General features: G+C 58.9%; 25 protein-coding genes. 23 read left to right on the top strand and 2 right to left on the bottom strand.

Annotation, left to right across the window (positions count from 1 at the left end):
• The first annotated feature begins 65 nt into the window (after positions 1-65).
• The 5 genes from VIN96_RS10340 (at position 66) to VIN96_RS10320 (ending at position 5,582) form a co-directional block, all read left to right on the top strand.
• The gene (locus VIN96_RS10340) at positions 66-1,310 is read left to right on the top strand and encodes a glycosyltransferase family 4 protein (protein ID WP_331895971.1); all 1,245 of its coding nucleotides are present in this window, start codon (positions 66-68) and stop codon (positions 1,308-1,310) included.
• 4 nt (positions 1,311-1,314) lie between these two features.
• Positions 1,315-2,289 carry a glycosyltransferase family 9 protein gene (locus VIN96_RS10335; protein ID WP_331895970.1) on the top strand — a complete coding sequence of 325 codons (975 nt, stop codon included), beginning with the start codon at positions 1,315-1,317 and terminating at the stop codon, positions 2,287-2,289.
• Positions 2,290-2,387: 98 nt separating this feature from the next.
• On the top strand, positions 2,388-4,307 hold the full coding sequence (gene thrS, locus VIN96_RS10330) for a threonine--tRNA ligase (protein ID WP_331895968.1): 1,920 nt from the start codon (positions 2,388-2,390) through the stop codon (positions 4,305-4,307).
• Positions 4,308-4,384: 77 nt separating this feature from the next.
• Positions 4,385-4,921, top strand: a complete 537-nt coding sequence (gene infC, locus VIN96_RS10325; RefSeq protein WP_331896065.1) for a translation initiation factor IF-3 — start codon at positions 4,385-4,387, stop codon at positions 4,919-4,921.
• 115 nt (positions 4,922-5,036) lie between these two features.
• A complete protein-coding gene (locus VIN96_RS10320; RefSeq protein WP_331895967.1) occupies positions 5,037-5,582 on the top strand; it encodes a hypothetical protein in 546 nt (181 codons plus the stop codon).
• Positions 5,583-5,635: 53 nt separating this feature from the next.
• On the opposite strand, the gene VIN96_RS10315 is transcribed toward VIN96_RS10320, so the two are convergent.
• Complete coding sequence (locus tag VIN96_RS10315) at positions 5,636-6,568, bottom strand: hydrogen peroxide-inducible genes activator (RefSeq protein WP_331895966.1); 933 nt, start codon at positions 6,566-6,568, stop codon at positions 5,636-5,638.
• A 133-nt stretch (positions 6,569-6,701) separates the two neighbouring features.
• Between VIN96_RS10315 and VIN96_RS10310 the strand changes: the two genes are divergently transcribed.
• The 13 genes from VIN96_RS10310 (at position 6,702) to VIN96_RS10250 (ending at position 20,220) form a co-directional block, all read left to right on the top strand.
• Positions 6,702-7,199 carry a rubrerythrin family protein gene (locus VIN96_RS10310; RefSeq protein ID WP_331895964.1) on the top strand — a complete coding sequence of 166 codons (498 nt, stop codon included), beginning with the start codon at positions 6,702-6,704 and terminating at the stop codon, positions 7,197-7,199.
• A 41-nt stretch (positions 7,200-7,240) separates the two neighbouring features.
• Positions 7,241-7,417: a rubredoxin gene (locus VIN96_RS10305; RefSeq protein WP_331895962.1), complete on the top strand. Its 177-nt coding sequence runs from the start codon at positions 7,241-7,243 to the stop codon at positions 7,415-7,417.
• Positions 7,418-7,464: 47 nt separating this feature from the next.
• On the top strand, positions 7,465-8,643 hold the full coding sequence (locus tag VIN96_RS10300; RefSeq protein WP_331895960.1) for an NAD(P)/FAD-dependent oxidoreductase: 1,179 nt from the start codon (positions 7,465-7,467) through the stop codon (positions 8,641-8,643).
• Between the two features lie 320 nt (positions 8,644-8,963).
• Positions 8,964-9,164, top strand: a complete 201-nt coding sequence (gene rpmI, locus VIN96_RS10295; RefSeq protein ID WP_331895959.1) for a 50S ribosomal protein L35 — start codon at positions 8,964-8,966, stop codon at positions 9,162-9,164.
• Between the two features lie 32 nt (positions 9,165-9,196).
• Complete coding sequence (gene rplT, locus VIN96_RS10290) at positions 9,197-9,556, top strand: 50S ribosomal protein L20 (protein ID WP_331895958.1); 360 nt, start codon at positions 9,197-9,199, stop codon at positions 9,554-9,556.
• Positions 9,557-9,660: 104 nt separating this feature from the next.
• The gene (pheS, locus tag VIN96_RS10285; protein WP_331896063.1) at positions 9,661-10,728 is read left to right on the top strand and encodes a phenylalanine--tRNA ligase subunit alpha; all 1,068 of its coding nucleotides are present in this window, start codon (positions 9,661-9,663) and stop codon (positions 10,726-10,728) included.
• Positions 10,725-13,148 carry a phenylalanine--tRNA ligase subunit beta gene (gene pheT / locus VIN96_RS10280; protein ID WP_331895957.1) on the top strand — a complete coding sequence of 808 codons (2,424 nt, stop codon included), beginning with the start codon at positions 10,725-10,727 and terminating at the stop codon, positions 13,146-13,148. Before pheS ends, pheT begins: the two co-directional genes overlap by 4 nt.
• A gap of 290 nt (positions 13,149-13,438) precedes the next feature.
• Positions 13,439-13,969, top strand: a complete 531-nt coding sequence (locus VIN96_RS10275; protein ID WP_331895956.1) for a PAS domain-containing protein — start codon at positions 13,439-13,441, stop codon at positions 13,967-13,969.
• A complete protein-coding gene (locus VIN96_RS10270; RefSeq protein ID WP_331895955.1) occupies positions 13,941-15,245 on the top strand; it encodes a methyl-accepting chemotaxis protein in 1,305 nt (434 codons plus the stop codon). The genes VIN96_RS10275 and VIN96_RS10270 overlap by 29 nt, the downstream gene beginning before the upstream one ends.
• A gap of 38 nt (positions 15,246-15,283) precedes the next feature.
• The gene (locus VIN96_RS10265; protein WP_331895953.1) at positions 15,284-15,673 is read left to right on the top strand and encodes a hypothetical protein; all 390 of its coding nucleotides are present in this window, start codon (positions 15,284-15,286) and stop codon (positions 15,671-15,673) included.
• A gap of 113 nt (positions 15,674-15,786) precedes the next feature.
• The gene (locus VIN96_RS10260; RefSeq protein WP_331895952.1) at positions 15,787-16,722 is read left to right on the top strand and encodes a hypothetical protein; all 936 of its coding nucleotides are present in this window, start codon (positions 15,787-15,789) and stop codon (positions 16,720-16,722) included.
• 100 nt (positions 16,723-16,822) lie between these two features.
• A complete protein-coding gene (locus VIN96_RS10255) occupies positions 16,823-17,815 on the top strand; it encodes a zinc transporter ZntB (RefSeq protein ID WP_331895950.1) in 993 nt (330 codons plus the stop codon).
• A 2-nt stretch (positions 17,816-17,817) separates the two neighbouring features.
• Entirely contained in the window at positions 17,818-20,220 is a 2,403-nt protein-coding gene (locus VIN96_RS10250) for a mechanosensitive ion channel domain-containing protein (RefSeq protein ID WP_331895949.1), read from the top strand.
• Positions 20,221-20,236: 16 nt separating this feature from the next.
• Here VIN96_RS10250 and VIN96_RS10245 read toward each other — a convergent pair whose 3' ends face one another.
• On the bottom strand, positions 20,237-20,818 hold the full coding sequence (locus tag VIN96_RS10245) for a hypothetical protein (protein ID WP_331895948.1): 582 nt from the start codon (positions 20,816-20,818) through the stop codon (positions 20,237-20,239).
• Between the two features lie 98 nt (positions 20,819-20,916).
• Here VIN96_RS10245 and VIN96_RS10240 point away from each other — a divergent pair, with 98 nt between their 5' ends.
• The 5 genes from VIN96_RS10240 (at position 20,917) to VIN96_RS10220 (ending at position 25,473) form a co-directional block, all read left to right on the top strand.
• Entirely contained in the window at positions 20,917-21,315 is a 399-nt protein-coding gene (locus VIN96_RS10240; protein ID WP_331895946.1) for a hypothetical protein, read from the top strand.
• A gap of 251 nt (positions 21,316-21,566) precedes the next feature.
• Complete coding sequence (locus VIN96_RS10235; protein ID WP_331895944.1) at positions 21,567-22,736, top strand: ABC transporter substrate-binding protein; 1,170 nt, start codon at positions 21,567-21,569, stop codon at positions 22,734-22,736.
• A 71-nt stretch (positions 22,737-22,807) separates the two neighbouring features.
• On the top strand, positions 22,808-23,731 hold the full coding sequence (locus VIN96_RS10230) for a branched-chain amino acid ABC transporter permease (protein ID WP_331895942.1): 924 nt from the start codon (positions 22,808-22,810) through the stop codon (positions 23,729-23,731).
• A 16-nt stretch (positions 23,732-23,747) separates the two neighbouring features.
• A complete protein-coding gene (locus VIN96_RS10225) occupies positions 23,748-24,731 on the top strand; it encodes a branched-chain amino acid ABC transporter permease (protein ID WP_331895940.1) in 984 nt (327 codons plus the stop codon).
• Positions 24,724-25,473 (top strand): ABC transporter ATP-binding protein, encoded by a 750-nt coding sequence (locus VIN96_RS10220; RefSeq protein WP_331895939.1) that lies wholly within the window; start codon positions 24,724-24,726, stop codon positions 25,471-25,473. The genes VIN96_RS10225 and VIN96_RS10220 overlap by 8 nt, the downstream gene beginning before the upstream one ends.

Genomic DNA, 25,473 nt, shown 5'->3' with positions numbered 1-25,473 from the left:
CTGCAACCATTCTTTATGCCGTGCCAGACCTTTCATTGTAAAGAACGGCGAAGACCGAAGGGGCTATGAGCATTACGCAGAACCATACCATTCTTAACCCGGCCGCCAAACGCGCACCGGACACGGGAACCGTTGGCGGCGGGGAAAATCCGTCTCAAAAGCCGCCGGTGACCATTTTGCAGGTGCTGCCCGCACTCGGCGGCAGCGGCGGGGTGGAACGCGGCACGGTGGAAATCGCTGGCTGCATTTCGGCGCAAGGCTGGGGCTCTTTGGTGGCGTCCAACGGCGGCGAGCGGGTTTATCAGCTGCAACGCGCGGGCGCGGATCATTTCCAACTGCCGCTGCATTCTAAAAATCCGCTGACCATCTATGCCAACATTTCCAAGTTGGAAAAGCTGATCAAGGAACAGGGTGTGGACATCGTGCACGCCCGTTCGCGGGCCCCCGCGTGGAGCGCCTATTACGCCTGCCAACGTACCGGCACGGCGTTCGTCACCACCTTTCACGGCACCTATTCCGTCGGCACGGCCTTGAAAAGGTTCTACAATTCGATCATGACCCGGGGTGACCGGGTGATCGCCATTTCCAAGTTCATCGCCGGACATTTGAAGCAGATGTACGGCGCGCCGGGCGACAAGATCCGCATTATTCATCGCGGCGTCGATCTGGACAGCTTCAACGCTGGGCTGGTCAGTGCCGAGCGGGTGGTCAAGTTGTCGCAAACGTGGCGTCTGGAAGACGGTTATCCGGTGGTGATGTTGCCCGGGCGTCTGACCCGCTGGAAAGGCCAGGCGGTGTTCATCGAAGCGATCGCGGCGCTGGGGCGCAACGACATACGTTGCGTGCTGGTGGGTTCCGACCAGGGCCGCACCGGTTACCGCAAGGAATTGGAACGCCTGATCGAACAAAACGGCCTCAGTTCGGTGGTGCGCATTTTCGACCACTGCGACGACATGCCCGCCGCTTACATGATGGCCGACGTGGTGGTTTCGGCCTCGACCGATCCCGAAGCGTTCGGCCGCGTGGTGATCGAGGCCCAGGCCCTGGGCCGTCCGGTGGTGGCCCCCGATCATGGCGGGGCGTGCGAAACCATCATCGAGGGACAGACCGGCTGGTTGTTTCCCCCTGGCGACAAGGCGGCGTTGGCCGAAGCGTTGCGGTCGGCGTTGAGCCTGGATGAAGACGGCCGCCGCGCCTTTGCCGAGCGCGCGTTGACGAGCGTGCGCGAACATTTTTCCAAGGACGCGATGTGCGAAAAGACCCTCAACGTCTATCGCGAGGTGCTGCGCGAACGCGGCAGGGACGTGTAACGGCGTGAACGAAGCGGGCGAACGCATTCTCATCATCAAGCTGGGCGCATTGGGCGATTTCGTCCAAGCGTTGGGGCCCATGGCGGCGATTCGCCGCCATCATCAAAACCGCCCCGGCGGCGCGCATGTGGTGTTGCTGACGTCCAAGCCTTACGTCGATCTGGCCCGCGCCAGCGGTTTGTTCGACGATGTGTGGGTCGACGAAGAACGCCCCAAGGCGTGGCAGATCGGCCGCATCAGGCGGCTGCGCCAAAAGCTCAAGTCGGGAAAGTTTACCCGCGTGTACGATTTGCAGACGTCCGATCGCTCGAGCTTTTATTTTCATATTCTCGGTCCGGGCAAGCGTCCCGAGTGGTCGGGCATCGCGCGTGGTTGCTCGCACCCCCACGACAATAGCCAGCGCGATCTGATGCACACCATCGACCGGCAAAAGGAACAGCTGGCCAAGGCGGGCATCCACGATGTGGGGCTGTCGGACCTCAGCTTCGCGGCCAAGGACGTCAGCGCGTTCGGCATCGAAAAGCCGTTCGCGTTGCTGGTGCCCGGCGGCGCGCCGCACCGTCCGGCCAAGCGCTGGCCTGCGGAACGTTTCGCCGAGCTGGCCAATCGGCTGTATGCCGCGGGCGTCACCCCGGTGGTGCTGGGGGGGCGCGCCGAACAGGCGATCGCAGCGTTGATCGAACACGATGCGCCGGGAACCGTGAATTTGTGCGCCAAGACCGATTTCATCGACATTGCGGTATTGGCGCGCGGTGCGGCGCTGGCGGTCGGCAACGACACCGGGCCGATGCACATGATCACGCTGGCGGGCTGTCCCAGCGTGGTGGTCTATTCGTTCGAAAGCGACCCGGCGCTGTGTGCGCAACGCGGACCGCGCGTCAAAATCCTGCGCAAAGAGAGCCTTGAAGCGCTTTCCGTTGCTGAGGTTTGGGACGCCGGGGTGCGCATTGGCGCACTGGACTCGCACGCGGCGACATAAGCCCCGACAGAGGCACCTTGACAGGGCCCTGAATCCCCTTACATTCCCGGGTTTCAAATATGTTTTCGTGCGATTTTGCAAGGTAAGGCACAGGTTTCATGGTTCAGCTGACACTTCCCGACGGTTCCATCCGCAAATACGACGCCCCGGTGACGGGTGCCGACGTCGCGGCTGAAATCGGTCCGGGCCTGGCGAAGGCCGCTTTGGCGGTTAAAATCAACGGCGAGATGGCGGATTTGTCCCAGACCATCACCGAAGATAGCGCGTTCGCCATCGTCACCGCCAAGGACGAAGAGGCGCTGGAACTGCTGCGTCACGACGCCGCGCACGTGATGGCCGAAGCCGTGCAAGAACTGTATCCCGACGTGCAGGTGACCATAGGTCCGGCCATCGAAAACGGCTTTTATTACGATTTCGCCCGCGCCGAACCGTTTACGCCCGACGATCTGGAAAAGATCGAAAAGCGCATGATGGAAATCGTCGACCGCAACGAAGAGATCACCCGCGAAGAGTGGGACCGTTCCGAGGCGATCGAATTCTTCAAGGAAAAGGGCGAGCACTACAAAGCCCAGATCATCGAAGCGATCCCCGAAGGCCAAACCATTTCGCTGTATCGCCAAGGCGACTTCATCGACCTGTGCCGTGGCCCGCACTTGCCGTCCACCGGCAAGCTGGGCAAGGCGTTCAAGCTGATGAAGCTGGCGGGTGCGTACTGGCGCGGCGATTCCAACAATGAAATGCTCCAGCGCATCTATGGCACCGCCTGGGCCGATAAGAAGCAACTGGCGGCTTATCTGCACATGCTGGAAGAGGCTGAAAAGCGCGATCATCGCCGCCTGGGCCGGGAAATGTCGCTGTTTCACCTGCAAGACGTGGCGCAGGGCTCGGTGTTTTGGCACCCCAACGGCTGGACCATGTACCGCGCGGTGCAAAACTACATGCGCGCCCGCTTGGAAGAGGCCGGTTACGTCGAGGTCAACACCCCGCAGATGGTCGACCGCAGCTTGTGGGAAGCGTCCGGACACTGGGAAAAATTCCGCGAGAACATGTTCGTCGCCGAATCCGAAGACCGCATCTTGGCCATCAAGCCGATGAACTGCCCGTGTCACGTGCAGATTTTCAAGCAAGGCACCACCAGCTATCGCGATCTGCCGTTCCGCATGGCCGAGTTCGGCTCGTGCGCGCGCAACGAACCGTCCGGTGCGTTACATGGTTTGATGCGGGTGCGCGCGTTCGTTCAGGACGACGCCCACATCTTCTGCACCGAAGACCAGATCGAGTCGGAAACCAAGGCGTTCATCGCCTTGCTGTCGTCGGTCTACAAGGATTTCGGCTTCGAAGACTTTGTGGTCAAATTCTCCGACCGTCCGGAAAAGCGCGCCGGCACCAACGAAACCTGGGACAAGGCCGAAAACGCCTTGCGCCAAGCGTCCGAGGCCGCCGGGGTGGAAATGACCCTCAATCCCGGCGAAGGCGCGTTCTATGGACCGAAGCTGGAATTCGTGCTGCGCGATGCCATCGGCCGCGACTGGCAGTGCGGTACCTTGCAGGTCGATTTCGTTTTGCCGGAACGTCTGGATGCCGCCTATGTCGGCGAAGACGGCGAAAAGCATCGTCCGGTGATGTTGCACCGGGCCATTCTCGGTTCGTTCGAGCGCTTTATCGGCATCTTGATCGAAAACTACGCCGGGCGGCTGCCGTTGTGGTTGGCGCCGGTTCAGGCGGTGGTCACGACCATCACCTCGGACGCCGACGATTATGCCGAAGACGTCTATAAGGCCTTGAAAAAGGCCGGTATTCGCGCCGAAATCGACATCCGCAACGAAAAGATCAACTACAAAATCCGCGACCATAGCCACAAGAAAGTTCCGGCGATTTTGGTCGTCGGCAAGCGCGAAGCCGAAGAAGGCAAGGTCGCGGTGCGCCGTCTGGGCGGCAAGGATCAAGAAATCCTTGCGCTTGCAGAGGCAATTGATATCCTCACTGCCGAAGCAAAGGGCCCGCTCGCCGGGAGCTAAGCCTCGCTTCATAAAAAAGTTCAGCACTGTAAATTTTTAAGCGCCGCCCGGAGGCGCACAACTGTAGGAGAAGGGCCATCTCCCGCCCACCTTTTAACAAGAAACCGACCATTGATGGACCGCGCGTCAATGAACGCATCACCGTAGACGAAGTCCGACTGGTCGGACCCGATGGTGAAATGATCGGCGTAAAACCCACCGCAGAAGCCATTGAAATTGCAGCGGGCCACGGCCTGGATCTGGTTGAGGTATCGCCCAACGCAGAACCGCCGGTGTGCAAAATCCTCGACTACGGCAAGTACAAGTACGAGGAACAGAAAAAGCGCAACGAGGCGAAAAAGAAGCAGAAGGTCATCGCGATCAAGGAGATCAAGATGCGCCCCGGCATCGACATTCATGATTATGAAGTCAAGATGAAGGCGGCGCGCAAGTTCCTCGATAACGGCGACAAAGTGAAAGTCACCATCCGCTTCCGCGGCCGCGAAATGGCGCACCAGGATCTCGGCCTCAAGGTCTTGATCAAGATGCGCGATGAGCTGGAAGAACTGACCAAGGTCGAACAGATGCCCAAATCCGAAGGGCGTATGATGACCATGGTGCTGGCGCCGAAATAACTCTCGCCGCCAAGCCGCAAGAATTCAAAACCCCCGTCCCAACTGGGCGGGGGTTTTTGCTTTTTTCGTGTCGTTCGGGCGTGCACGGCGGTCAGGGAAGTGATAACTTTCCGCCATGACCGACGCCATCACCAAAGCCCAGTACGACGAACTGTCACGCCAGATCGTGCAGCTCTATGAATATATGGAGCGCATCAAAACTGAAATTGCCACCGTCAAGCATCCCAATGCGCCGGTCGATCATTTCAACAAAGCGGCCGATCAATTGGCGGCCATCGTGCAAGCCACCGAAGACGCCACCAACACGATCATGGAAGCGACCGAGGCGACATCGAGCATCGCCGAAAGTCTCAAGGACCGCATCCGCATCGGCGAGGTCACTGACGATCTCGACAAAATCATCGAACATTCCAACCACGTGTTCGAGGCATGCACCTTTCAAGACATCACCGGCCAGCGTATCGGCAAGATCGTGCAAACGATGAATTTGCTGGAAGGCACGTTAAGTTCGTTGGTGGTGATCATCGGCAAGGATTCGATCGCCGCGCTGCCGGTACGCCCCGTCGAAAAGCCAAAAGATGGCGACGTGCCGATGGACGGCCCGGCGTTGGAAGGCGAAGAAAGCGTCAGCCAAGCCGACATCGACGCGATGTTCGATTGAACGAACGCAGGCGGTTCAGCTCGTTTTCATTTCGTGCGCTTCACACTGATTTTTCATTTCGCGCGCTTCACGCGCAGGCCCGCCATGCGCCCGCGTAGATAGGCGCCCAGCGCCGCGATGTCCAAATCGCGGCGAAACGCCGAACGCCACACCAGCCCGATTTGACGCGGCGCACCGTTTGTTTTGAGCGGGCGGACCTCCAGGTTGGTGGTGTTGATCATGCCCGAACTGAGCGCGATTTCCGGCAGGAACGTGATGCCCAGACCGTTGGCGACCATTTCGGCGAGGGTGTAAAGACTCGACGATTCAAAGTTGCCGCTTTGGCGCGCACCGCTGCGCAGTCCGGAAAGTTCGCACGCCGCCAAGGCATGATCGCGCAGGCAATGGCCGTCTTCGAGCATCAACAATTCATCCGTCGGCAGGTCGGCGGGCGACAGGCTGCGTTTTTTCGCCAAAGGATGATTGCGCGGCAACGCCACCCAAAAAGCGTCGTCGCCCAAGGTCATGGATTGCAGCGCGCCGATGTCGTAGGGCTGGGCGATGATTGCTGCTTCAAGATCGCCGCGGTTCAGTTGGTCGATGACTTCGGCCGAGCGGCCTTCCTTCAAATACAGCTTCAAGTCCGGATAGGCCTCGCGCAAACCGGCCAGCACGCGCGGCAACACGAACGGCCCGATGGTCGGAATCACGCCCAAGCGCATGCGCCCGCTGAGCGGTTGGCTGGCGGCGCTGGCGACCTCGGCAATTTCGCGCGCGCCGTCGAGCACCACGCGGGCCTTGTCCGCGATCTCCAGCCCTAACGGGGTGGGTTGGACCTTGCGCCGGGTGCGTTCCACCAGTTCCGCCTGAAGCAGCGTTTCCAATTCGCGCAGTCCCGCGCTGAGCGTCGATTGGGTGACGTGGCAGCGATCGGCGGCATGGCCGAAATGGCGCAGATCGACCACCGCGATGAGGTATTCCAGTTGGCGCAATGTCGGCAGATACATAATCGATTCCTTCGATAACTGAAAGAAATTTAATCCATTGGATCGATTTATTCAAGATCCGTATGTTTGCTCTCAACGAACACCCAAGCAAACACCAAGCGATCACCGCAACCGACAAATCTGGAGAACAAACATGAGCAACACCGATAAAAAATCCGTGACCATCGAGAACCTCGAAGCCGCTTTCGCCGGCGAGTCGATGGCCAACCGCAAGTACCTCTACTTCGCCCGTCAGTGCCGCGCGCTCGGCGCCGTCGATGTGGCCGAAGTTTTCGAAGCCACCGCAGAGCAAGAGACCGCCCACGCTTTTGGCCACCTGGAACTGCTGTACCCGTCCAAAGAACTGACCGTGGACCGCATGCTGGAATTGGCGGTCGAAGGCGAGACCTACGAATACACCGAAATGTATCCGAAGTTCCGTCACCTCGCCCTGGAAGAAGGCCGCATGGACGCGGTCAAGGAAATGGACGAGCAGATTGAAGAAAGCCGCGAACACGCTGAAATGTTCGCCGCCGTGCTCGAAAAGGCCGCCAAACGCTTCGCCGCGCTGGCCAAGGTCGAAGAGCGCCACGCCGGTCACTATCAGGACGCGCTGGACAAGGTTCGTTCCAACGCCGCAGCCGCCGAATAAGCAAACAAAACAACACGACATACGAAAAAGGAAACCAAGCTATGAATAACCAAAAGTACATCTGCGTTGTCTGCAACTACGTCTACGACCCGGTCGTCGGCATGCCCGAAGACGGTATCCCCGCCGGCACCGCGTTCGCCGACATCCCCGACGACTGGGCCTGCCCCGATTGCGGTGTGTCCAAGGAAGACTTCGAAGTGATGGAGGCGGCGGCTTAAGCCGCCCCTCTTCACCGCCCCCATTTTCAAGACATAAGGACCAAGCCATGAACGCCCCCCTTTATCACGCCGACACCGTTATCATTGGCACCGGCATGGCCGGGATCACCCTGGCGCGCGAACTGCGCAAGCTGAATGGTGAAACCACCATCATGCTGATCACGGGGGACGATGGTGCGGTTTATTCCAAACCGATGATTTCCAACGCCTTCGCCCAGGGCAAGTCGCCGCAAGACTTGGTGCAGAAAACCGCCGCTCAAGTGAGCGAAGATTTGAACGCCCAGGTTTGGAGCGACACCCAAGTCATCGCGATCAATCGCAAGGATAAAGCGGTGATCGTCAACACGGGTAAGGGCCGCGAAGTGATCGGTTACGGCAATCTGGTCCTGGCGGTGGGCGCAAGCCCGCGCCCTTATGAGGTCGAAGGCAGCACCGCGGTGCCGCTACCCGCCGTCAACAACTTGCGCGACTATGCCCAGTGGCGCGAAGGATTGGGCGAACAGGCTCGGGTTTTGCTCATCGGTGCGGGTTTGATCGGGACCGAATTCGCCAACGATCTGGCCGGCGCGGGGTACAGCGTCGATGTGGTCGACCCTGCGCCGCAACCTCTGTCGCGGCTGTTGCCGGACGATTTGGGCCAAGTGATGCAAGATGCGCTCAGCGCCATCGGCGTTCGCTTTCACATGGGCCGGGTGGTCACCGGCGTGGTGGCGGACGAGCACGGCAACATCGCCCGTCTCGACGATGGCAAACGGGTCGTGTTCGACCACGCGCTCACGGCCATCGGCCTGGTGGCGAACACCGGATTGGCGCGCACCGCGGGCCTGAGCGTAGATCGCGGCATTCGCGTCGATGGCTATCTGCGCACGTCGGACCCGAATATTTATGCGCTGGGCGATTGCGCCGAAACGGATGCGGGCATGTTGCCGTTCATCCTGCCGTTGATGGCTGAGGCCCGCGCCCTGGCGGGGACCTTGAGCGGCACGCCGACCCAAGTGTTTCTGCCGGCGCTGCCGGTGGCGGTGAAAACCCCTGCTTTGCCGGCCGTGGTGTGCCCCCCCAAACCCGGCGCGGTGGGCGAATGGGTGATCGAAGGCAGCGGCCAGGACCGCCGTGCCTTGTTCATCGGCGCGGACGGCGAGACTTTGGGGTTTGCGTTGACCGGCCTGGAAACCAAGGCGCGTCAGGCTTTGGCCAAGAACATGCCGGAGCTTTTGGCGGCTTGAACACGAGATGACCGGCGGTCCAGCCCCTCAGTCTCCCCCCAGACTTGAACGGACCGCCCGTCCGCCCCTTCGCCTCCTCCCCCCAAACGTGAGGCGAAGGGGCGATTTTTTGTGCCGCCCCGCCGGCTGCGTAAGTCAATGATCGCAAGCGATTCAGCCCTTGCATTGGGGTCGCCGATTGGCTATAACCCGGCCTTCCTCGCACGTCTGCGGGAAAGATCGTTACGGGCGGCATGGCAGGGCATGCCTGGACCGCCTTTGAAATGCAAAACCGGATGCACCCTCTTCGGCCGTGCATCCACAGACGAAGGATAAGCAAAATGCCCAAGCTGAAGACGAAATCCAGCGCCAAGAAGCGCTTCCGTCTCACCGGTAGCGGTAAAGTCCGTTCCGGTGCCGCCTGCACCCAGCACATGTTGCGCCGCCGCTCTCAGAGCATGAAGCGCAAAGCCCGTGGCACCATGATCCTGTGTGATGCCGACGCCAAGCTCGTGCTGAGCTACATGCCGTACGCGAAATAAGCGTCGCAGCGATTTAGAGACGGAGAAAAGATATGTCCCGTGTGAAACGTGGTGTTACCACTCACGCCCGCCACCGCAAAGTCATCAAGGCAGCCAAAGGCTACCGCGGCCGTAATAAAAACGTTTTCAGCGTTGCCGTTGAAAAGGTCGAAAAAGGTCTGCAATACGCCTACCGCGACCGCCGCACCAAAAAGCGCGAATTCCGCAAACTGTGGATCCAGCGTATCAACGCCGGCGCACGCCTCAGCGGCCTGACCTACTCGACCTTCATGAACGGCCTGTCCAAGGCCGGTATCGAGCTGGACCGCAAGGTTCTCGCCGACCTCGCCGTGCGCGAGCCGGATGCGTTTAAAAGCTTGGTGGAACAGGCCCAGGCCGCTCTCGCCAAGTAAGACACCGGATCGGATAATTCCGATCTGAGCGTTATTTCGAGAGGGGCTGGCGCCTAACGCCGGCCCCTTTTGTGTGTTTAAGGGGAACGAACGTGTCGGACACGATGGATAAACTCAAAGCCGATCTTCTCGCTCAGGTGCAGGCCGCGGACAGCCTTCAAGCGCTCGATGAGGTGCGCGTCGCAGCATTGGGCAAAAAGGGCGCGATCACGGCCCAGATGAAAAATCTCGGCGGCCTGGAGCCCGAACAACGTAAAGCCGCAGGCCAAGCGCTCAACGCCATCAAGGACGACGTCGCCGCCGCCATCGAGGCGAAAAAAACCGCCATGGCGGACGCCGAACTGAACGCCAAGCTGTTGGCCGAAAAGATCGACGTCACCTTGCCCACGCGGCCCGAGCGCGAAGGCTTCATCCATCCCATCAGCCAGACCATCGAAGAGGTCGTGGCGATTTTGGGTGAAATGGGTTTCGAGGTCGCCGAAGGTCCGGAAATCGAAGACGACTGGTACAACTTCACCGCCCTGAATATCCCCGAAGACCATCCCGCACGTCAGGAACACGACACCTTTTATCTGCCCGGCGTCGGTGAAAAGGGTCGCAAGGTTTTGCGCACCCACACATCGCCGGTGCAAATCCGTACCATGATGCATTCCAAGCCGCCGCTGCGCATCATCGCGCCGGGACGCACGTACCGCTGCGATTACGACGCCACCCACTCGCCGATGTTTCATCAGATCGAGGGCTTGGTGGTGGATGAAACCACCCACATGGGGCACCTCAAGGGTTGCCTGATCGATTTTTGCCGGGCCTTTTTCGGCGTCGACGAGCTGCCGGTGCGGTTCCGCCCCAGCTATTTCCCGTTCACCGAACCGTCTGCGGAAGTCGACATCGGCTGTTCGCGTAAGGGCGGCGAGTTCAAGATCGGCCATGGTGAAGACTGGCTGGAAATTCTCGGCTGCGGCATGGTCAACGGCAAGGTTTTGGAAAACTGCGGCATCGATTCCACCAAGTATCAGGGCTTCGCCTTCGGCATCGGCATCGAGCGCTTGGCGATGCTGAAATACGGCATACCCGATCTGCGCACGTTCTATGAATCGGATCTGCGCTGGTTGCGTCATTACGGATTCCAGGCCTTGGATGTGCCGTCGATGGTGGGAGGGTTGAACCAATGAAATTCACGCTGAGCTGGCTCAAAGATCATCTCGACACCGACGCGACCTTGGACCAAGTGGTCGAACGTCTGACGATGTTGGGTTTGGAAGTCGAAGGCGTCGAAGACCGTGCCGAAGGTTTGGAAGGCTTCGTCGTCGGCGAAGTGCTGGAAGCCGAAAAGCATCCCGACGCCGACAAGCTGCAAATTCTCAAGGTCAACAACGGTCGTGAAATTCTTCAAGTCGTGTGCGGTGCGCCCAACGCGCGCAAAGGCCTGAAGGGCGTGTTCGGTGCGTCCGGCATGTACGTGCCGGGCCTGGACGTGACGCTGAAGGATGCGACCATTCGCGGTGTGGACAGCAAGGGCATGATGTTGTCGGAACGCGAAATGGGCTTGTCGGACGAGCACACCGGTATCGTCGACCTGGACCCAAGCGCCGAAGTCGGTGCCCGCGCCGTCGATGTCATGGGCCTCGCCGATCCGGTGATCGAAATCGCCATCACGCCCAACCGTGGCGACTGCCTGGGCGTGCGCGGCATCGCCCGCGATCTCGCCGCCAGCGGCTTGGGGACCTTGAAGCCCCATGGGATCGAAGCCGTTAAAGGCGTTTTCGACAGCCCCATCGACGTCAAGCTCGACTTCCCGGCCGGTGCCGAAACCGCGTGCTCGCAATTTGCCGGGCGCTATGTGCGCGGCGTCAAAAACGGCCCGTCGCCGAAGTGGATGCAGGACCGCCTGCTGGCGATTGGTCTGCGCCCGATTTCGGCGCTGGTCGACATCACCAACTATTCGACCTTCGATCTTGGCCGCCCGTTGCACGTGTTCGACGCCGACAAGGTCAGCGGCAACATCACCGCGCGGCTGGGCCGTGCGGGCGAAAAACTGCTGGCGCTTGATGGCAAGGAATATGCCATCGACGAAGAGATGTGCGTGATCGCCGACGACGCCAAAGCCGAAGCGCTTGCGGGCGTGATGGGTGGCGAAGAAAGCGGCTGCACCGAAGACACCGTCAACGTGTTCATCGAAAGCGCCATTTTCGATCCGGTGCGCACCGCGGCGACCGGGCGCAAACTCAACCTGATGAGTGATGCGCGCTATCGGTTCGAGCGTGGCATCGACAACGATTTCGCCGTCGATGGGTGCGAAAACGCCACCCGTTTGATTTTGCAGCTGTGCGGCGGCGAACCGTCCAACACCATCGTTGCCGGCGACGGCCCCGATTGGCGGCTCAAAATCGATTTTCGCCCGGCGCGCGTCAAAGGCTTGACCGGCGTCGAGGTCGACGAAGCGGAAATGGAACGCATTCTCACGGTGCTCGGCTTCATCGTTCATAAGGGCGCGGATAGCTGGCAGGTCGAAGCTCCCGCGTGGCGTGGCGACATGGTCGGCGAAGCCTGCGTGGTCGAGGAAATCGTCCGCGTACACGGCTATCACAACATCCCCCACGTTTCGATGGAGCGCACCGATGCATTGCCTCACCCGGCGGTCAGTCCGGTGATGCGCCGTCGGCGCGGCGTGCGCCGCACCTTGGCGGGCCGTGGTTTGGTCGAGGCGGTGACCTATTCGTTCCTGCCCAGCACCCATGCGGAGTTGTTCGCCGGCGACGGCGGCGTGCCCGAGAGCTTGCGGCTGAGCAATCCGATTTCAGCGGATCTCGACGTCATGCGCCCGTGCTTGCTGCCCAACCTGATTGCGGCGCTTGGGCGCAACGACGCGCGCGGTTCTCACGATGGCACGCTGTTTGAAGTCGGTCCGCAGTTTGCGGGCGACGGCGTCGACGACCAGACCTTGGTCGCCGCCGGTGTGCGCTCGGGTCAAGCGGTGGGGCGCAACTGGGCAGGTCCGCCGCGCAACGTCGATGCGTTCGACGCCAAGGCCGACGCCATCGCGGCGTTGTCGGCAGCAGGCGCGCCGGTCGATAATCTGCAGGTCTTCCCCGCCGAAGCGGGCGGCCCCGGCTGGTATCACCCGGGGCGTTCGGGCAGTTTGCATCTCGGCCCCAAAACGGTGCTGGCGAATTTTGGCGAGGTCCATCCCGGCACGCTGAAAAAGATGGGCGTCAAAGGCCCGGTGGTGGCGTTTGAGGTGTTTCTCGACAACTTGCCACAGTCTAAGGCGAAAAAGAGCCAAGCCCGTCCATTGGTCAAGCTGTCGGCGTTTCAGTCTGTAGAGCGTGATTTTGCGTTCTTGGTCGATGAAACCGTCGAGGCCGCGCAAATCGTGCGGGCGGCTCTGGGCGCCGAGAAAGGCCTGATCAGCGACGTGCAGTTGTTCGACGTCTATCAGGGCCAAGGCGTGGCGGAGGGCAAAAAGTCCGTGGCCATCCAGGTGACGTTGCAGCCGTTCGACAAGACCATGACGGATGAAGAGATCGAAGCCGTAGCTACAAAAGTTGTCGCTAGCGTGGGAAAATCCACCGGGGGTCAACTGCGCACTTGAATAAACGCCAAATTGATGTACATACAACCGTATGCTTTCGGGTCCCGGTTCCGATGTTCGCTGAATTTTGCCGAGATCAAGTGTAATGATGCAAGTAACTTATTGTTTATCTTGCGTTAACACACGCGCATTATACCTTAGTGGTAGTATAAAGGGTGAAAGTGGTCTTACCAGACGGATCTGATAGCCCCAAGAGCATGCAATTGCTGAGTTTTACGCTGAAATGGGGATGGCGGCGTAAAGTGCTGAGTTGTTTTTATGTGCAATTTTGAGGGATTTGGAACTGTTCAATGGCACGAAATGAAACTCTTACCGGAGTTGAGCGTTTTTTCGACGATGACGAAATCATCGTCAGCAAAACCGATCCCACCGGCCGTCTCGTTTACGCAAACGACGTTTTTTTGCGTCTTGCAGGCATGACGGAAGCGGAAACCATCGGCCAACCGCACTCGGTCATTCGTCATCCGGATATGCCACGCGCAGTCTTTAAGCTGCTGTGGGACACGATTTCGTCCGGCAAAGAGCTGTTTGCCTATGTGGTCAACCGCTCGAAAAACGGCGATCATTATTGGGTTCTGGCGCACGTTACGCCCAGTTTCGATACCAACGGCAAGATCGTCGGCTATCATTCCAATCGTCGCACGGCGGACCGCAAGGTTCTCGAAAACGTGATTATGCCGCTCTACAAGAAATTGCTCGATATTGAAAACAGCCATGCCAACCGCAAGGACGGCATGAACGAAGCTTATGACACGCTGCTGAAAATTCTTGAGGAAAAGGGGGTCGCGTACGATGAGTTCATCTTCTCTCTCCAAAGCTAAAATCGCGATCATCGTCACCGCGGCGTCCGCTATCGCCGCCGAAGCTACGGTCTTGGCCGGCGCGCCGACGTTCGTCAACGAAATCGTCATCGGCATCGGGGTCTTGAGCGCCATAGGTGGTTTATTGTTGCTGACCAAGGCCAATAAGGAATTTCGCCGCACCATCGATGTGTGCAAACGCATCGACGAAGGCGATTTCGAAGCGCGTATTATCGGCATCGTCGAAGGCGGCGATTTGGGCGAAATGCAGCAGACCATCAACTCGATGATCGACCGTTGCGACGCATATGTCCGTGAATCCATGGCGTGTCAGGAATACGTGTCGCGCAACAAATATTTCCGCCGGATCCTGCCGGGCGGCATGAAGGGCACGTTCCTCAACGCCGCCAACGTGTTCAACGGCGCGACCGAGGCGATTGCATTGAAGGTCAAGAACTTCTCTGCCGTTGCAGACGATTTTGAAACCAACATGAAGCACGTGGTCGATACCGTTGCATCTGCAGCGACTGAGCTGCAATCCACCGCGCAGGGCATGGAAAGCACGGCGCAAGCCACCAGCCAACAAGCGACGACGGTTGCTTCTGCCGCTGAAGAAGCATCCACCAACGTGCAAACGGTTGCATCCGCTGCGGAAGAGCTGTCCAGCTCGATCAGCGAAATTTCCCGCCAAGTTGCGCAGTCGACGCAGATCGCTGGTGCTGCCGTGGTCGAAGTCGATGGCGCCAACGAAAAGGTCCAAGGCTTGGCGACGGCCGCGCAGAAAATCGGCGAGGTTGTGGCTCTGATCACCGACATCGCCGATCAAACCAACTTGCTGGCCTTGAACGCGACCATCGAAGCGGCACGTGCCGGTGAAGCCGGTAAGGGCTTCGCGGTGGTGGCGTCGGAAGTGAAAAACCTTGCCAACCAGACGGCCAAGGCGACCGAGGAAATCTCCGCGCAAATCGGCGGTATCCAAAGCGCTACGCAGGATGCGGTTACGGTCATCGGATCCATCGGCGGCACCATCAACAAGATGAACGAGATCACCTCGGCCATCGCGGCGGCGGTCGAAGAGCAGGGCGCAGCGACGCAAGAAATTGCGCGCAACGTGGAACAGGCCTCTTCGGGTACCACCGAAGTGACGACGAACATCGTTCAAGTTACCCAGGCAGCGAACGAAACCGGTCACAGTGCTCATGACGTCTTGGGCGCTGCGGGCGAATTGTCCAAACAGGCCGAAGTTCTCGGCACGGAAATGGATAAGTTCGTGATCGAGATGCGCAAGGTCATCTAAGCGTCGTTTCATTTCATATCGTTGAAGCCGGGCCCGGTTTGGCCCGGCTTTTTCGTGTCTGGTGTGCGCGCCTGCAAATCGCCTCATTCACGCCCTGCCGCCGACGCAAAGACGGTGTTGAATGGATCTATCGAAAATGGAAATTGCGTGAAGTACAGGGGACGAAGGCAATGCGTTTGATATTTCCACTATCGATCGCCGGTGCTTTGGCGGTTGTCGCTTGGCCGCTGGTCGATACAACCGATGACCCGGCGATGTCGTTCATCGACGCAAGGACGACAAATTTTCCAGTTCAGCGCGCGGCATGGGTCGGTGACGACGAAAAGCGCAATGCGATTTTAAGCAGTGCGGTTTGGGTTGCCCATGAATCCGCCCCTCCGTTGATGGTCCGAACCAGTATGGCTGATAAGCGGAATTTCTTGCCATAAAGCGCGCCTGCGGGCACCATAACGCCATGAAGCAAGGGGATAATCGATCAAATTTGAGGGCCGACGATCGGTTTGCGAATCGTGGTCGAGCGGCGTCGCAGCGTATGCGGCCGATGGAACGCTACGGACGTTTTCTTCCCTGGTTCGGCGGGGCTTTTGTCGCCAGCTGTGTGATCGGCGGGGTAGCCGCTTACCTTGTCAAAAATAACGATGCCAGTGTTCCAGCAACGATAGAGTTGTCGATCCAAGAGATAAAGAACGCAAGTGCTGCAAACCGGGCGCATTTAGAAAATGGATCGCAAACTTTGCCCCCGACCGCACCTCCACCGCAGCCACCGCAATTGGTGGAGGTCGATTCATATCCCGCAGAGAACATGAGCCCTCTCGTCGATTGGCCGCAGATTTCCGGTACATATGGATATATGGATGCCGTCGCCATCGGCGGCGACAACCCGACGGCGTTGACGGCGCGCCAATTGAACAATGACGATGTGTTAACGGCGAGCGGGTGGGCCGGCCATCAGCTACTCGGCATGTCCATGTCCAAAGTGGTGCTGGCGGTGTGCGACAAGATTGTGGCCAATGTGGCGGTGAAAAATGCCCGTCCGGATGTCGCCAAGGCTGTTCACCCTTATCTCGAAAATTCAGGTTGGTCGGCGCGCTTGGCGGTGGCACATTTGCCCCGTTGCGAGGGGGCTGTGTTATCGGCCTTCGCCCTTGGGCCCAAGGGCCCTAATTTGTGGCCATTGGCCCAGTCCTTCGCTTTGAATTTGCCGCCCAAAAACGAGGCAAAAGCGGCTTTGTTTTCATCGCGAGCGGATGTCCTCGAACGTAGCATGCGTCAATTACCGCAATCACAAAAAATCACCATCAACGCATCGACGCTACGGGTACGTTCGTGCGGCGGTGCGCAATGCACGGTGATGGGGCGTGTCGCCAAGGGCGTCTACTCAGGCTTCGTCGTTGAACATAGAGACGGCTGGGCATTGATCCAACTGCCCACGGTTTCGGGGTGGCTGTCGGAAAAACACATTCGCGTGGGCGGTTGATCCAACGTCCGATCTGCGGCGATGGAATTTGTACTGTTCACCGCCTTCACGCTTTAAGCTACCATCCAGCCGATGACGGGCACCGACGGAGCGCATAACGATGTCAGAACATTCACATTTGATCTGCGCCTACCTGCTCGATGGCCGTGGCAGCGGACAAGAAATCGACTGGGCGGGTGTGAACAGTTGGACCGCAGATCAGGGTGCGGCTTGGGTTCATTTGGATTGTGCCGACCCGGATACGGAAAGCTGGCTTCGAGAACACAGCCGACTCGACACCTTCGTCGTCGATGGTCTACTGGCGGAAGAATCACGGCCGCGTTGCGATTGGTATGAAGACGGCGTGCTGCTGGTGTTGCGCGGCGTCAACCTCAACCCCGGCGCGGTGCCGGAAGATATGGTCTCCATCCGCATGTGGATCGATGAACATCGAGTCATATCCACCCGATTTCGCCGCCTGATGGCGGTGGAAGACATCCGCGCGCAACTGTCGTCCGGTAAGGGGCCGACGACGCCTGGACATCTGGTGGCGCGGTTGGCGGCTCGAATGACGGATCGTATGGGGCCGACCATCGAAGGTCTAGGGGATTTGGTGGTCGATTTGGAAGGTCAGTTGATCGGTGCCGATTCCGGCGAGCCCCTGAACCTGCGCGACCTGCGCACTCAGCTCATCGATTGCCGGAGGATTGCAATCACCTTGCGGCGATATATCAACCCTCAACGAGAAGCATTGGTACGGTTGTCGCAATTGGATGAGCAATGGCTCGACGACCGAGTCGAAGGCCGCCTGCGCGAAACCATTGACCGCGTCACGCGCATGACCGAAGAGCTGGATGAAGTGCGCGAACGTTCATCCATGATTCAAGACGAACTGGTCAACCGGGCCTCTCAACGCATGGAACGCACGATGTACACCCTGACCATCGTCGCCACCATCATGTTGCCGCTTGGTTTTCTGACGGGGCTATTGGGCATCAACGTGGGCGGCATTCCCGGCGGCGATACGCCGTGGGCGTTCTGGGTGGTGTGCGCCATCATGGCGATTTTGGTGCTGGTCGAAATCGTGGTTTTGCGACGGTTCAAATGGATATGACGATGGCTAAACGGTTGTTTCGGTTTTGCGGACTGTTGGCGTTCGTGCAGGTCTTGCTGATTGCCCATTTGGCCATCGCCGCCGATGCGGTGGTTGATTTCGACAAGCAGGCTCGGACCTGGGACCGCGCGGTTGAAAAGATCGAAAAACGTGTCGGCAGCGGACGCACCGGCAGTTTGGAAGAGCGCGACCTGCGCGCAGAATTGAAAACCATCGCCGACGCAGCCGTCGCGGCGCGAGAGGCTGCGCTCAAACAAGCCAAGCAAAGCAAGGGACTGTTGGATGCACTGGGTCCACCGCCCGCAGAAGATGCAAACACCGAATCCGAAGTGATCCAAAAACGCCGCAAGGAACTCGGCAAGGATTTGTCGACGTTTGAAGGCAATGCCAAACAGGCAGGCTTGATCATCGCCAAGGTCGATCAAGCATTGGCAAAGATAACCTCCCGTTCGCGCAGTCGGCTGAAAGACGTCCTGTTCGATCGCTCGGTCAGTCCGCTCAACCACAAGGCCTGGGTGATCGCCGCGCCGGAAGCCGCGCAGTTGTTCAAAGCGTCATTTGTCGAAGCACCCGAAAAGTGGTGGATGGAACTGCAAACCAATCCATCCGAACTTGTGTCGTTGTGGCGCAACCTGACCATTGCCCTGATGGCCGCGGTTGCGGGGTGGGTTGTGGGACTGTGGCTGCGCAGACGGTTCGGTCGGGTTCAGGGGGGGGAACAGCCCAGTTACAGCCGCCGACTGCTGGCGGGCTTGGCCGAAGGCGGCGGACGGTCGTTGGCGCCGATCATTTTTGTGGTGCTGGTCGGCGGGCTGCTGTTCGATCGCGAATTGATCCAAGATCCGCTGAAGACGGTTGTCGAAGGCGTGGTCAGAGACTTGGTGCTGTTCTTTTTCGGTTACGCTTTGATCAATGCCGGTCTGACCCCGCTACGCCAAGAATGGCATCTGCTCGATTTCGGCCAGACCGCTTCGCGCATTCTCAGCTTTCGCTTGAAACTGGCCTTGGGTGTGTTTCTCACCTTCGATGGTTTGTATCAAGCCACGTCATGGGCGACCCCATCCGAAGAACTGGGCAGCGTGGCGGCGTTTTTGTTCACCCTCAGTCTGGTGCCGTTGTTGATCTCGATGATGAGTTCACGCATATGGGGGGCATTAGCCGCATTCGAAGAGCCCAATGCGAAGACGCCGGAATCGCAGTTTCCCCGGCTGCGTGCATTTATGACCATGGGGCTGGTGGCGTTGCCGATCGCCGCGGTGATCGGATACCCGGGATTGGCGGCGTATCTGATGCGCGCCATCGTCATGAGCGTATTGGTGCTGGCGGGTTTTGGCTTGCTCAGAAGCGTCGGTCGCGAGAGCTTGGCCATGTCGTTGGACAGCGGCGGCCTCGTCGGCCGCGGCATCCGCAATATCTTTGCCTTAGATAGTGAAGCCGGCGAACGTACGTTGTTTTGGCTGCGCACCGTCTTGGACCTGATCTTGTTGACGGTTGCGGCGTTTGTGTTGTTGCCCATCTGGGGGCTCGGCGCCGAGGAATCGGCGATGTCGTTGGCCAAGCTGATGCGCGGCATTCAAATCGGTTCGTACACGCTTTCGCTGGTCGACATCTTGATCGGCCTATCGATCTTCTTGGCCATCATCTTTGTGACGCGGTTGATCCAAAAAGGTCTCGAACGTCACATTTTGCCGAATTTGACCAAGGATAAGGGGGTGCGCGATGCCCTCAAAACCGGGGTTGGTTACATCGGGGTGGTGGTCGCCTTTTTGGCGGCTGTCGCGGTGCTCGGCCTCGACCTGACCAATTTGGCGTTGATCGCTGGCGCGTTGTCGGTCGGGCTTGGTTTCGGTTTACAAAACGTCGTCAACAACTTCGTCTCGGGTTTGATCTTGCTGGCGGAACGTCCGATCAAACCGGGCGATTGGGTGGTCATCGGCGGCCACGAAGGCAAGGTCAAAAAGGTCAACGTGCGCTCGACGGAAGTGGAAACTTTTCAGCGCGCCAGCGTCATCATTCCCAATGCCGATTTGATCGCCACGCCGGTGGTGAACTGGACCCACAAAAACATTCTCGGCCGGGTCGAGGTCATGGTCGGGGTCGCCTATGGCACCGATCCGCGTTTGGTGAAAAGTGTGCTGCTCGATTGCGCAAAGTCGCACCCCAACGTTATGGGTTATCCAGAGCCATCGGTGCTGTTCACCGACTTCGCCGACAGTTCGCTGAACTTTGAACTGCGGGCATTTCTTTCCGACGTCGAACAACGTCTGCAGACCGGCTCAGACATTCGCTTTGCCATTCATGACGCTTTCAAGGAAAAGGGCATCGAAATTCCTTTCCCGCAACGCGTTTTGCATATGGCGCCCGCCACACCTGCGCCAAGCGTCGAACCGGGCACGGACGTTTAGCGACAGCAATCTCTTATTATTGTGTGGCTTGCTCGATGGAGTCGGTGACCAAGGCCCGGCATGTTACGCTGACATCCGGCGCTGATGCAGGAGTAAGCTTGACCGCAAAAAAAGTCACGGCGGCGAGACGCTCTCCTAAAGAAACGGTCTCAGCAATCGTTCCGGCTGGTTCGTGGGCAAATTGACCGCCGATACGATTGCGAATGCGTTCCCGGACGGATAAGGGTGTGGAATAGTCGGTCAAACCGATCCTAAACATTTTGAGAAGCGTACTTTTTCGTATCTTGATGCACTGTTGGCGCAGGTGTTCGATGTCTTCGATATTCTTGGATTTGATGCTAAATAAAATTTCTATTTCATTGCTGGTAGACATGTAGCGTACGATTGATGTGGCATCGACACCTGGTGTGGATGAGAGGTTAGCTGCCGTGTCCAACGCAAGTCTGCGGATGCTTTTCATGCCCGCGTCGAAAAGTGTCATCGGTTCTTTTTGTAGGTATGTAAATGTGTCCGTGACTTTTTCCTGTGAATAAGCCGGAGCGCTAGGAATGCCAATACAGAAGGCAACGATCGGTATGTGTAAGTATTTGGAAATCATCTCGACCTCTCTTTGTCACACAGAATTTTGATTCTTTTGTAAACTAGAAGATACGACAGGCCACATAAGAGTGTGGCCGATATGGTGGAGAGAAAGCAATGTTCCTTCGAGTTTTGAATGATGACCAAAAACGCGTGTTGGTGGTTATCGCCCATCATCTGGTCGTTTCGGATCACAGCATTTCGGAAAAAGAAGGCGATTTGCTGGACGAACTGCTCAACGGCTTGCACACCAACGTGCCGGTGTCTCCACAACAACTGTACGCGAAACCATCCCTGGACGTCTTCGACACACGTGAAGTGAAAATTGCGGCCATGCTCGAAATTCTGACCTTGGCGTGCGGCGACAATATGTTTCCTGATGCCGAATCGAAAATGGTTCGCAAACTTGCGCGAGACTTCGGTTTTACCAATGACGAATTCGAACAGATGAAAGCATGGGGCGAAAACAACGCAGTATTGCGCGACCAGGCGCTGGCGATGATGGATGCAACTTGAACGCTGTTGAGAGTCGTAACAAACTTACGTGCAGCGATGCCGGACGGCTTTCAGGTGGTCGCCATCCTGTCTGCCGGAGTACCCGTTTGGTGCTGCCAAACACAAGAGTTCCTTTTCTCATGGGGACATGAGCATAGTCCAGCTCATCCATTGTCTGATGGCGAAACATAATTTAGTGTCGTTCGAACTTGGCCGTCCGCAGGGTGACGGGCGTGCCTGCATATATTTTGATAGGGGGAGTCCCAAACGACATGAAACGCATTCAGGGCCTTGCCGCAGCTGCGGCACTCAGCTTTATCGCAACGCTGCCGGCGTACGCCGCCGACGCCGTCAAAATCGGCATGATCACCACGCTATCGGGCGGGGGCGCATCGTTGGGTGTCGATATTCGCGACGGTTTTGAACTGGCGCTGAAACAAAAGAACGGCATGCTTGGCGGTGTGGCGACGGAACTGACCGTTGTCGACGATGCGCGCAAGGTCGAAAACGCCAAGCAGATCGCCACCCGCATGATCAAGCAAGACGACGTCGACGTGGTCACCGGCATTGTGTGGTCGAACCTCGCCATGGCGGTGGTGCCGAGCGTCACCCGTGCGGGCAAGGTCTACATCAGCCCCAACGCCGGCCCGTCCGATCTGGCCGGTAAAGGATGCGACGCCAACTATTTCAACGTGGCGTGGCAGAACGACAACCTGCACGAAGCCATGGGTCAGTACGTCACCGACAAGGGCTTCAAGAACGTCTATCTGATGGCGCCGAACTATCCGGCGGGCAAGGACGCGTTGGCAGGTTTCAAGCGTTACTACAAAGGCGCTGTTGCGGCCGAGGTCTACACCAAATTGGGCCAAGTCGATTACGCCGCGGAAATCGCCAACCTGCGTGCGGCGAAACCCGACGCGGTGTTCTTCTTCCTGCCCGGCGGCATGGGCATCAACTTCGTCAAGCAGTACGCCCAAGCTGGTTTGACCCAGGATGTGCCGTTGTTCGGCCCGGCGTTTTCGTTCGACGAAGGTATCCTCAAGGCTGTCGGCGATGCGGCGATCGGCACCTTCAACACGTCGCAGTATTCGCACGATTTGGACAACGCCGCGAACACGGCGTTCGCCAGTGCGTTCGTCGAAGCATATGGCCGCAAGCCGTCGCTGTATGCGTCGCAGGGCTATGACGCGGCGATGCTGCTCGACAGCGCCATCGCCAAGGTCGGCGGCAACGTCAAGGATGGCGACGCGTTCCGCGCGGCGCTGAAGGCGGCGGACTTTACCTCCGTGCGCGGGGCGTTCAAGTTCGGTCCCAATCAGCATCCGGTTCAAGACATCTATGTCCGTGAAGTGGTCAAGGATGGCGAAGGCGTCACCAACAGGTTGGTCGGCAAGGTGTTCACCGATCATGCCGACGCATACGCCGCCGATTGCAAAATGTGATCGCACAAACATGCTGGGGCCGGGGGCGCATGCGTCCCCCGGCCCCGTTCTTTTTTAAGTGATCTCCCGACATGACGCTGGTTCTCTTTCTCGAACAAACGCTCAACGGTCTTCAGCAAGGCGTGATGTTGTTTTTGCTGGCGGCGGGTTTGACGCTGGTGTTCGGCATCATGCACCTGATCAACTTGGCGCACGGCTCATTGTATATGGTCGGTGCTTACGTCACCGCGTCTGTGACGCTGGCCAGCGGCAATTTCGCCATCGGCGTTTTGGCGGGCATGGCGGCGGCGGGCGCGACGGGTGTGGTGATCGAACTGCTGGCGTTGCGGCGCTTGTACGCACGCGATCATTTGGACCAGGTTCTGGCGACGTTCGGCGTGATCTTGACGGTCAACGAACTGACCAAGATCATCTGGGGGCCGCAGGCGTTGTTTCTGTCCACGCCGACGTGGCTGTCGGGCACCATCGAAATCATTCCCGGCGCGCCGTATCCGGCTTACCGCCTGTTCATCATTGCGGTGGGGCTGTTGGTCGGCATCGTGTTGCGTCACCTAATCGTCAACACCCGTCTGGGCATGTTGATCCGCGCCGGCGCCACGCACCGCGAAATGGTCGGGGCCATGGGTGTGGACATCGACCGTCTGTTCACGGTGGTATTCGGCATCGGCGCGATGCTGGCGGGACTGGCGGGCGCGATGGCCGGCCCGATGTTGGCCATCGAGGTCGGCATGGGCGAAAAAATTCTCATCCTCACCTTCGTCGTGATCATCATCGGCGGCATTGGTTCGGTGCGCGGCGCGTTGGTCGGCGCATTGCTGGTGGGGGTGGTCGACACCTATGGCCGGGCGTTCTTGCCGATGATCATGCGGACGTTTTTCGAACCGTCCACCGCCGACAGCGTCGGCGCGTCGCTGTCGAGCATGAGTATCTACGTGCTCATGGCGGTGGTGCTGATTTGGCGGCCGCGCGGCTTGTTCCAGGCTTACGGCGGGTGATGTGATGGGCTGGAACGTGAACCGTCGAACGATCGTCCACAGCGTCGGCTTGCTGATTCTGGCGACCTTGCCGGTGGTCGCGGAAGCGATGGGCGAGCCGTTTCTCACCACCATCGCCAGCCGGGTTCTGATCTACGCCATCGCGGCGGTGAGCCTCGATCTGATCTTGGGCTTCGGCGCGATGGTCAGTTTTGGCCACAGCGCGTTTTTCGGCATCGGCGCGTACGTGGTGGGTATTCTCACCCACCATGCGTTCAACAGCGAAGCCATCGCCTTTTTGCCCGGCGATTGGACCGGCAGCACCGCCGCGGTGATCCAGTGGCCGCTGGCGATCTTGACGGCGGGCTTGTTCGCCTTGGTGATCGGCGCGTTGAGCCTGCGCACCCAAGGGGTCTATTTCATCATGATCACCTTGGCGTTCGCGCAGATGCTTTATTACTTGATGATTTCGCTGCCGACTTACGGTGGCGAGGACGGGCTGAATTTGTGGGAACGTTCCAACCTGCCGCCGTTCGATCTTTATGACGATCGGGAATTCTATTATTTGGTCCTGGCGCTGTTGTTGGCGTTTCTGGGTTTGACGCGCCGCATTGTCAGCAGTCGCTTCGGTATGGTGCTGAAAGGCTGCAAACAAAACGAGCCGCGCATGAAGGCGCTCGGCTTTCCAACCTATCGCTACAAACTTACGGCGTTCGTGATCGCCGGGATGGGCGCAGGACTGGCCGGGGCATTGGCGGCCAACCACACCGAATTCGTCGGTCCCGGGATGATGCATTGGACTCGTTCGGGCGAGATCATGGTGATGGTGATCTTGGGCGGCATGGGCACGTTGATCGGTCCGGTGCTGGGCGCGGCGACCTTGTTGCTGATGGAAGAGGTGCTGTCGAATTTCACCGAACACTGGATGGTGATCTTGGGGCCGTTCTTGGTTTTGGTGGTGCTGTATTTGCGCGGCGGCATTTACGGCTGGCTCACCGGACGGAGGAACGGCGATGACTGACCCGGTTCTCGAAGTGATCGAACTGACCAAGTCGTTCGGCGCGGTGACGGCGTCGGACGGTTTGACGTTTTCGCTCAAACGCGGCCAGATCCATGCTTTGATCGGTCCCAACGGTGCGGGCAAGTCCACCGCCATCGGGCAGTTGAGTGGCGAGATTGCGCCCGACAGCGGGCGGGTGCGTTTCGACGGTCGCGATGTCACCCACATGCCGACGTATCGCCGCGCGCAGTTGGGTTTGCAGCGCTCCTACCAGATCACCAGCCTGTTTCCCGACTTCACCGCCGAAGACAACGTCGCCATGGCGATCCAGGCGCAACAGGGTCATAGCTTTCAGTTTTGGGCGCGCGCGCGCCGCGACCCCAGCTTGCGCCAACCCGCGCGCCTGGCGCTCAAACGGGTCGGCATGGAAGACAAGGCCAACCTGAAAGTGACCGAGTTGGCCCACGGCGAACAGCGCCAACTGGAACTGGCGATGGCGTTGGCGGCGGGGCCGACGGTGTTGCTGTTGGACGAGCCGATGGCGGGCATGGGCCAAAGCGAAAGCTTGGCGATGATGGAAATCCTGCGGCCCTTGAAAGGCGAGGTCAGCATTTTGCTGGTGGAACACGACATGGACGTGGTGTTCGCCTTGGCCGATGTGGTCAGCGTGCTGGTCAAGGGCAGCGTGCTGATGACCGGCAGCCCCGACGAGGTGCGCGCCAATACCGAGGTGCGCCGGGCCTACCTGGGTGACGAGGGCTGA

Origin of the sequence: Magnetovibrio sp., assembly GCF_036568125.1 — a bacterium.
Classification (GTDB): Bacteria; Pseudomonadota; Alphaproteobacteria; order Rhodospirillales; family Magnetovibrionaceae; genus Magnetovibrio.
The sequence above is the reverse complement of the archived record's forward strand: the minus strand, read 5'-3'. Positions and strand labels throughout refer to the sequence as shown.

Excerpts from the sequence above, each read along its gene's own strand:
- VIN96_RS10310 (WP_331895964.1), top strand. The coding sequence starts at position 6,702 with ATGAGCAACACCGATAAAAAATCCGTGACCATCGAGAACCTCGAAGCC.
- VIN96_RS10235 (WP_331895944.1), top strand. The coding sequence starts at position 21,567 with ATGAAACGCATTCAGGGCCTTGCCGCAGCTGCGGCACTCAGCTTTATC.
- VIN96_RS10275 (WP_331895956.1), top strand. The coding sequence starts at position 13,439 with ATGGCACGAAATGAAACTCTTACCGGAGTTGAGCGTTTTTTCGACGAT.
- VIN96_RS10320 (WP_331895967.1), top strand. The coding sequence starts at position 5,037 with ATGACCGACGCCATCACCAAAGCCCAGTACGACGAACTGTCACGCCAG.
- VIN96_RS10250 (WP_331895949.1), top strand. The coding sequence starts at position 17,818 with ATGGCTAAACGGTTGTTTCGGTTTTGCGGACTGTTGGCGTTCGTGCAG.
- pheT (WP_331895957.1), top strand. The coding sequence starts at position 10,725 with ATGAAATTCACGCTGAGCTGGCTCAAAGATCATCTCGACACCGACGCG.
- rpmI (WP_331895959.1), top strand. The coding sequence starts at position 8,964 with ATGCCCAAGCTGAAGACGAAATCCAGCGCCAAGAAGCGCTTCCGTCTC.
- VIN96_RS10245 (WP_331895948.1), bottom strand. The coding sequence starts at position 20,818 with ATGATTTCCAAATACTTACACATACCGATCGTTGCCTTCTGTATTGGC.
- VIN96_RS10220 (WP_331895939.1), top strand. The coding sequence starts at position 24,724 with ATGACTGACCCGGTTCTCGAAGTGATCGAACTGACCAAGTCGTTCGGC.
- pheS (WP_331896063.1), top strand. The coding sequence starts at position 9,661 with ATGGATAAACTCAAAGCCGATCTTCTCGCTCAGGTGCAGGCCGCGGAC.
- rplT (WP_331895958.1), top strand. The coding sequence starts at position 9,197 with ATGTCCCGTGTGAAACGTGGTGTTACCACTCACGCCCGCCACCGCAAA.
- VIN96_RS10340 (WP_331895971.1), top strand. The coding sequence starts at position 66 with ATGAGCATTACGCAGAACCATACCATTCTTAACCCGGCCGCCAAACGC.
- thrS (WP_331895968.1), top strand. The coding sequence starts at position 2,388 with ATGGTTCAGCTGACACTTCCCGACGGTTCCATCCGCAAATACGACGCC.
- VIN96_RS10240 (WP_331895946.1), top strand. The coding sequence starts at position 20,917 with ATGTTCCTTCGAGTTTTGAATGATGACCAAAAACGCGTGTTGGTGGTT.
- VIN96_RS10230 (WP_331895942.1), top strand. The coding sequence starts at position 22,808 with ATGACGCTGGTTCTCTTTCTCGAACAAACGCTCAACGGTCTTCAGCAA.
- VIN96_RS10315 (WP_331895966.1), bottom strand. The coding sequence starts at position 6,568 with ATGTATCTGCCGACATTGCGCCAACTGGAATACCTCATCGCGGTGGTC.
- VIN96_RS10255 (WP_331895950.1), top strand. The coding sequence starts at position 16,823 with ATGTCAGAACATTCACATTTGATCTGCGCCTACCTGCTCGATGGCCGT.
- VIN96_RS10300 (WP_331895960.1), top strand. The coding sequence starts at position 7,465 with ATGAACGCCCCCCTTTATCACGCCGACACCGTTATCATTGGCACCGGC.
- VIN96_RS10270 (WP_331895955.1), top strand. The coding sequence starts at position 13,941 with ATGAGTTCATCTTCTCTCTCCAAAGCTAAAATCGCGATCATCGTCACC.
- VIN96_RS10260 (WP_331895952.1), top strand. The coding sequence starts at position 15,787 with ATGGAACGCTACGGACGTTTTCTTCCCTGGTTCGGCGGGGCTTTTGTC.
- VIN96_RS10305 (WP_331895962.1), top strand. The coding sequence starts at position 7,241 with ATGAATAACCAAAAGTACATCTGCGTTGTCTGCAACTACGTCTACGAC.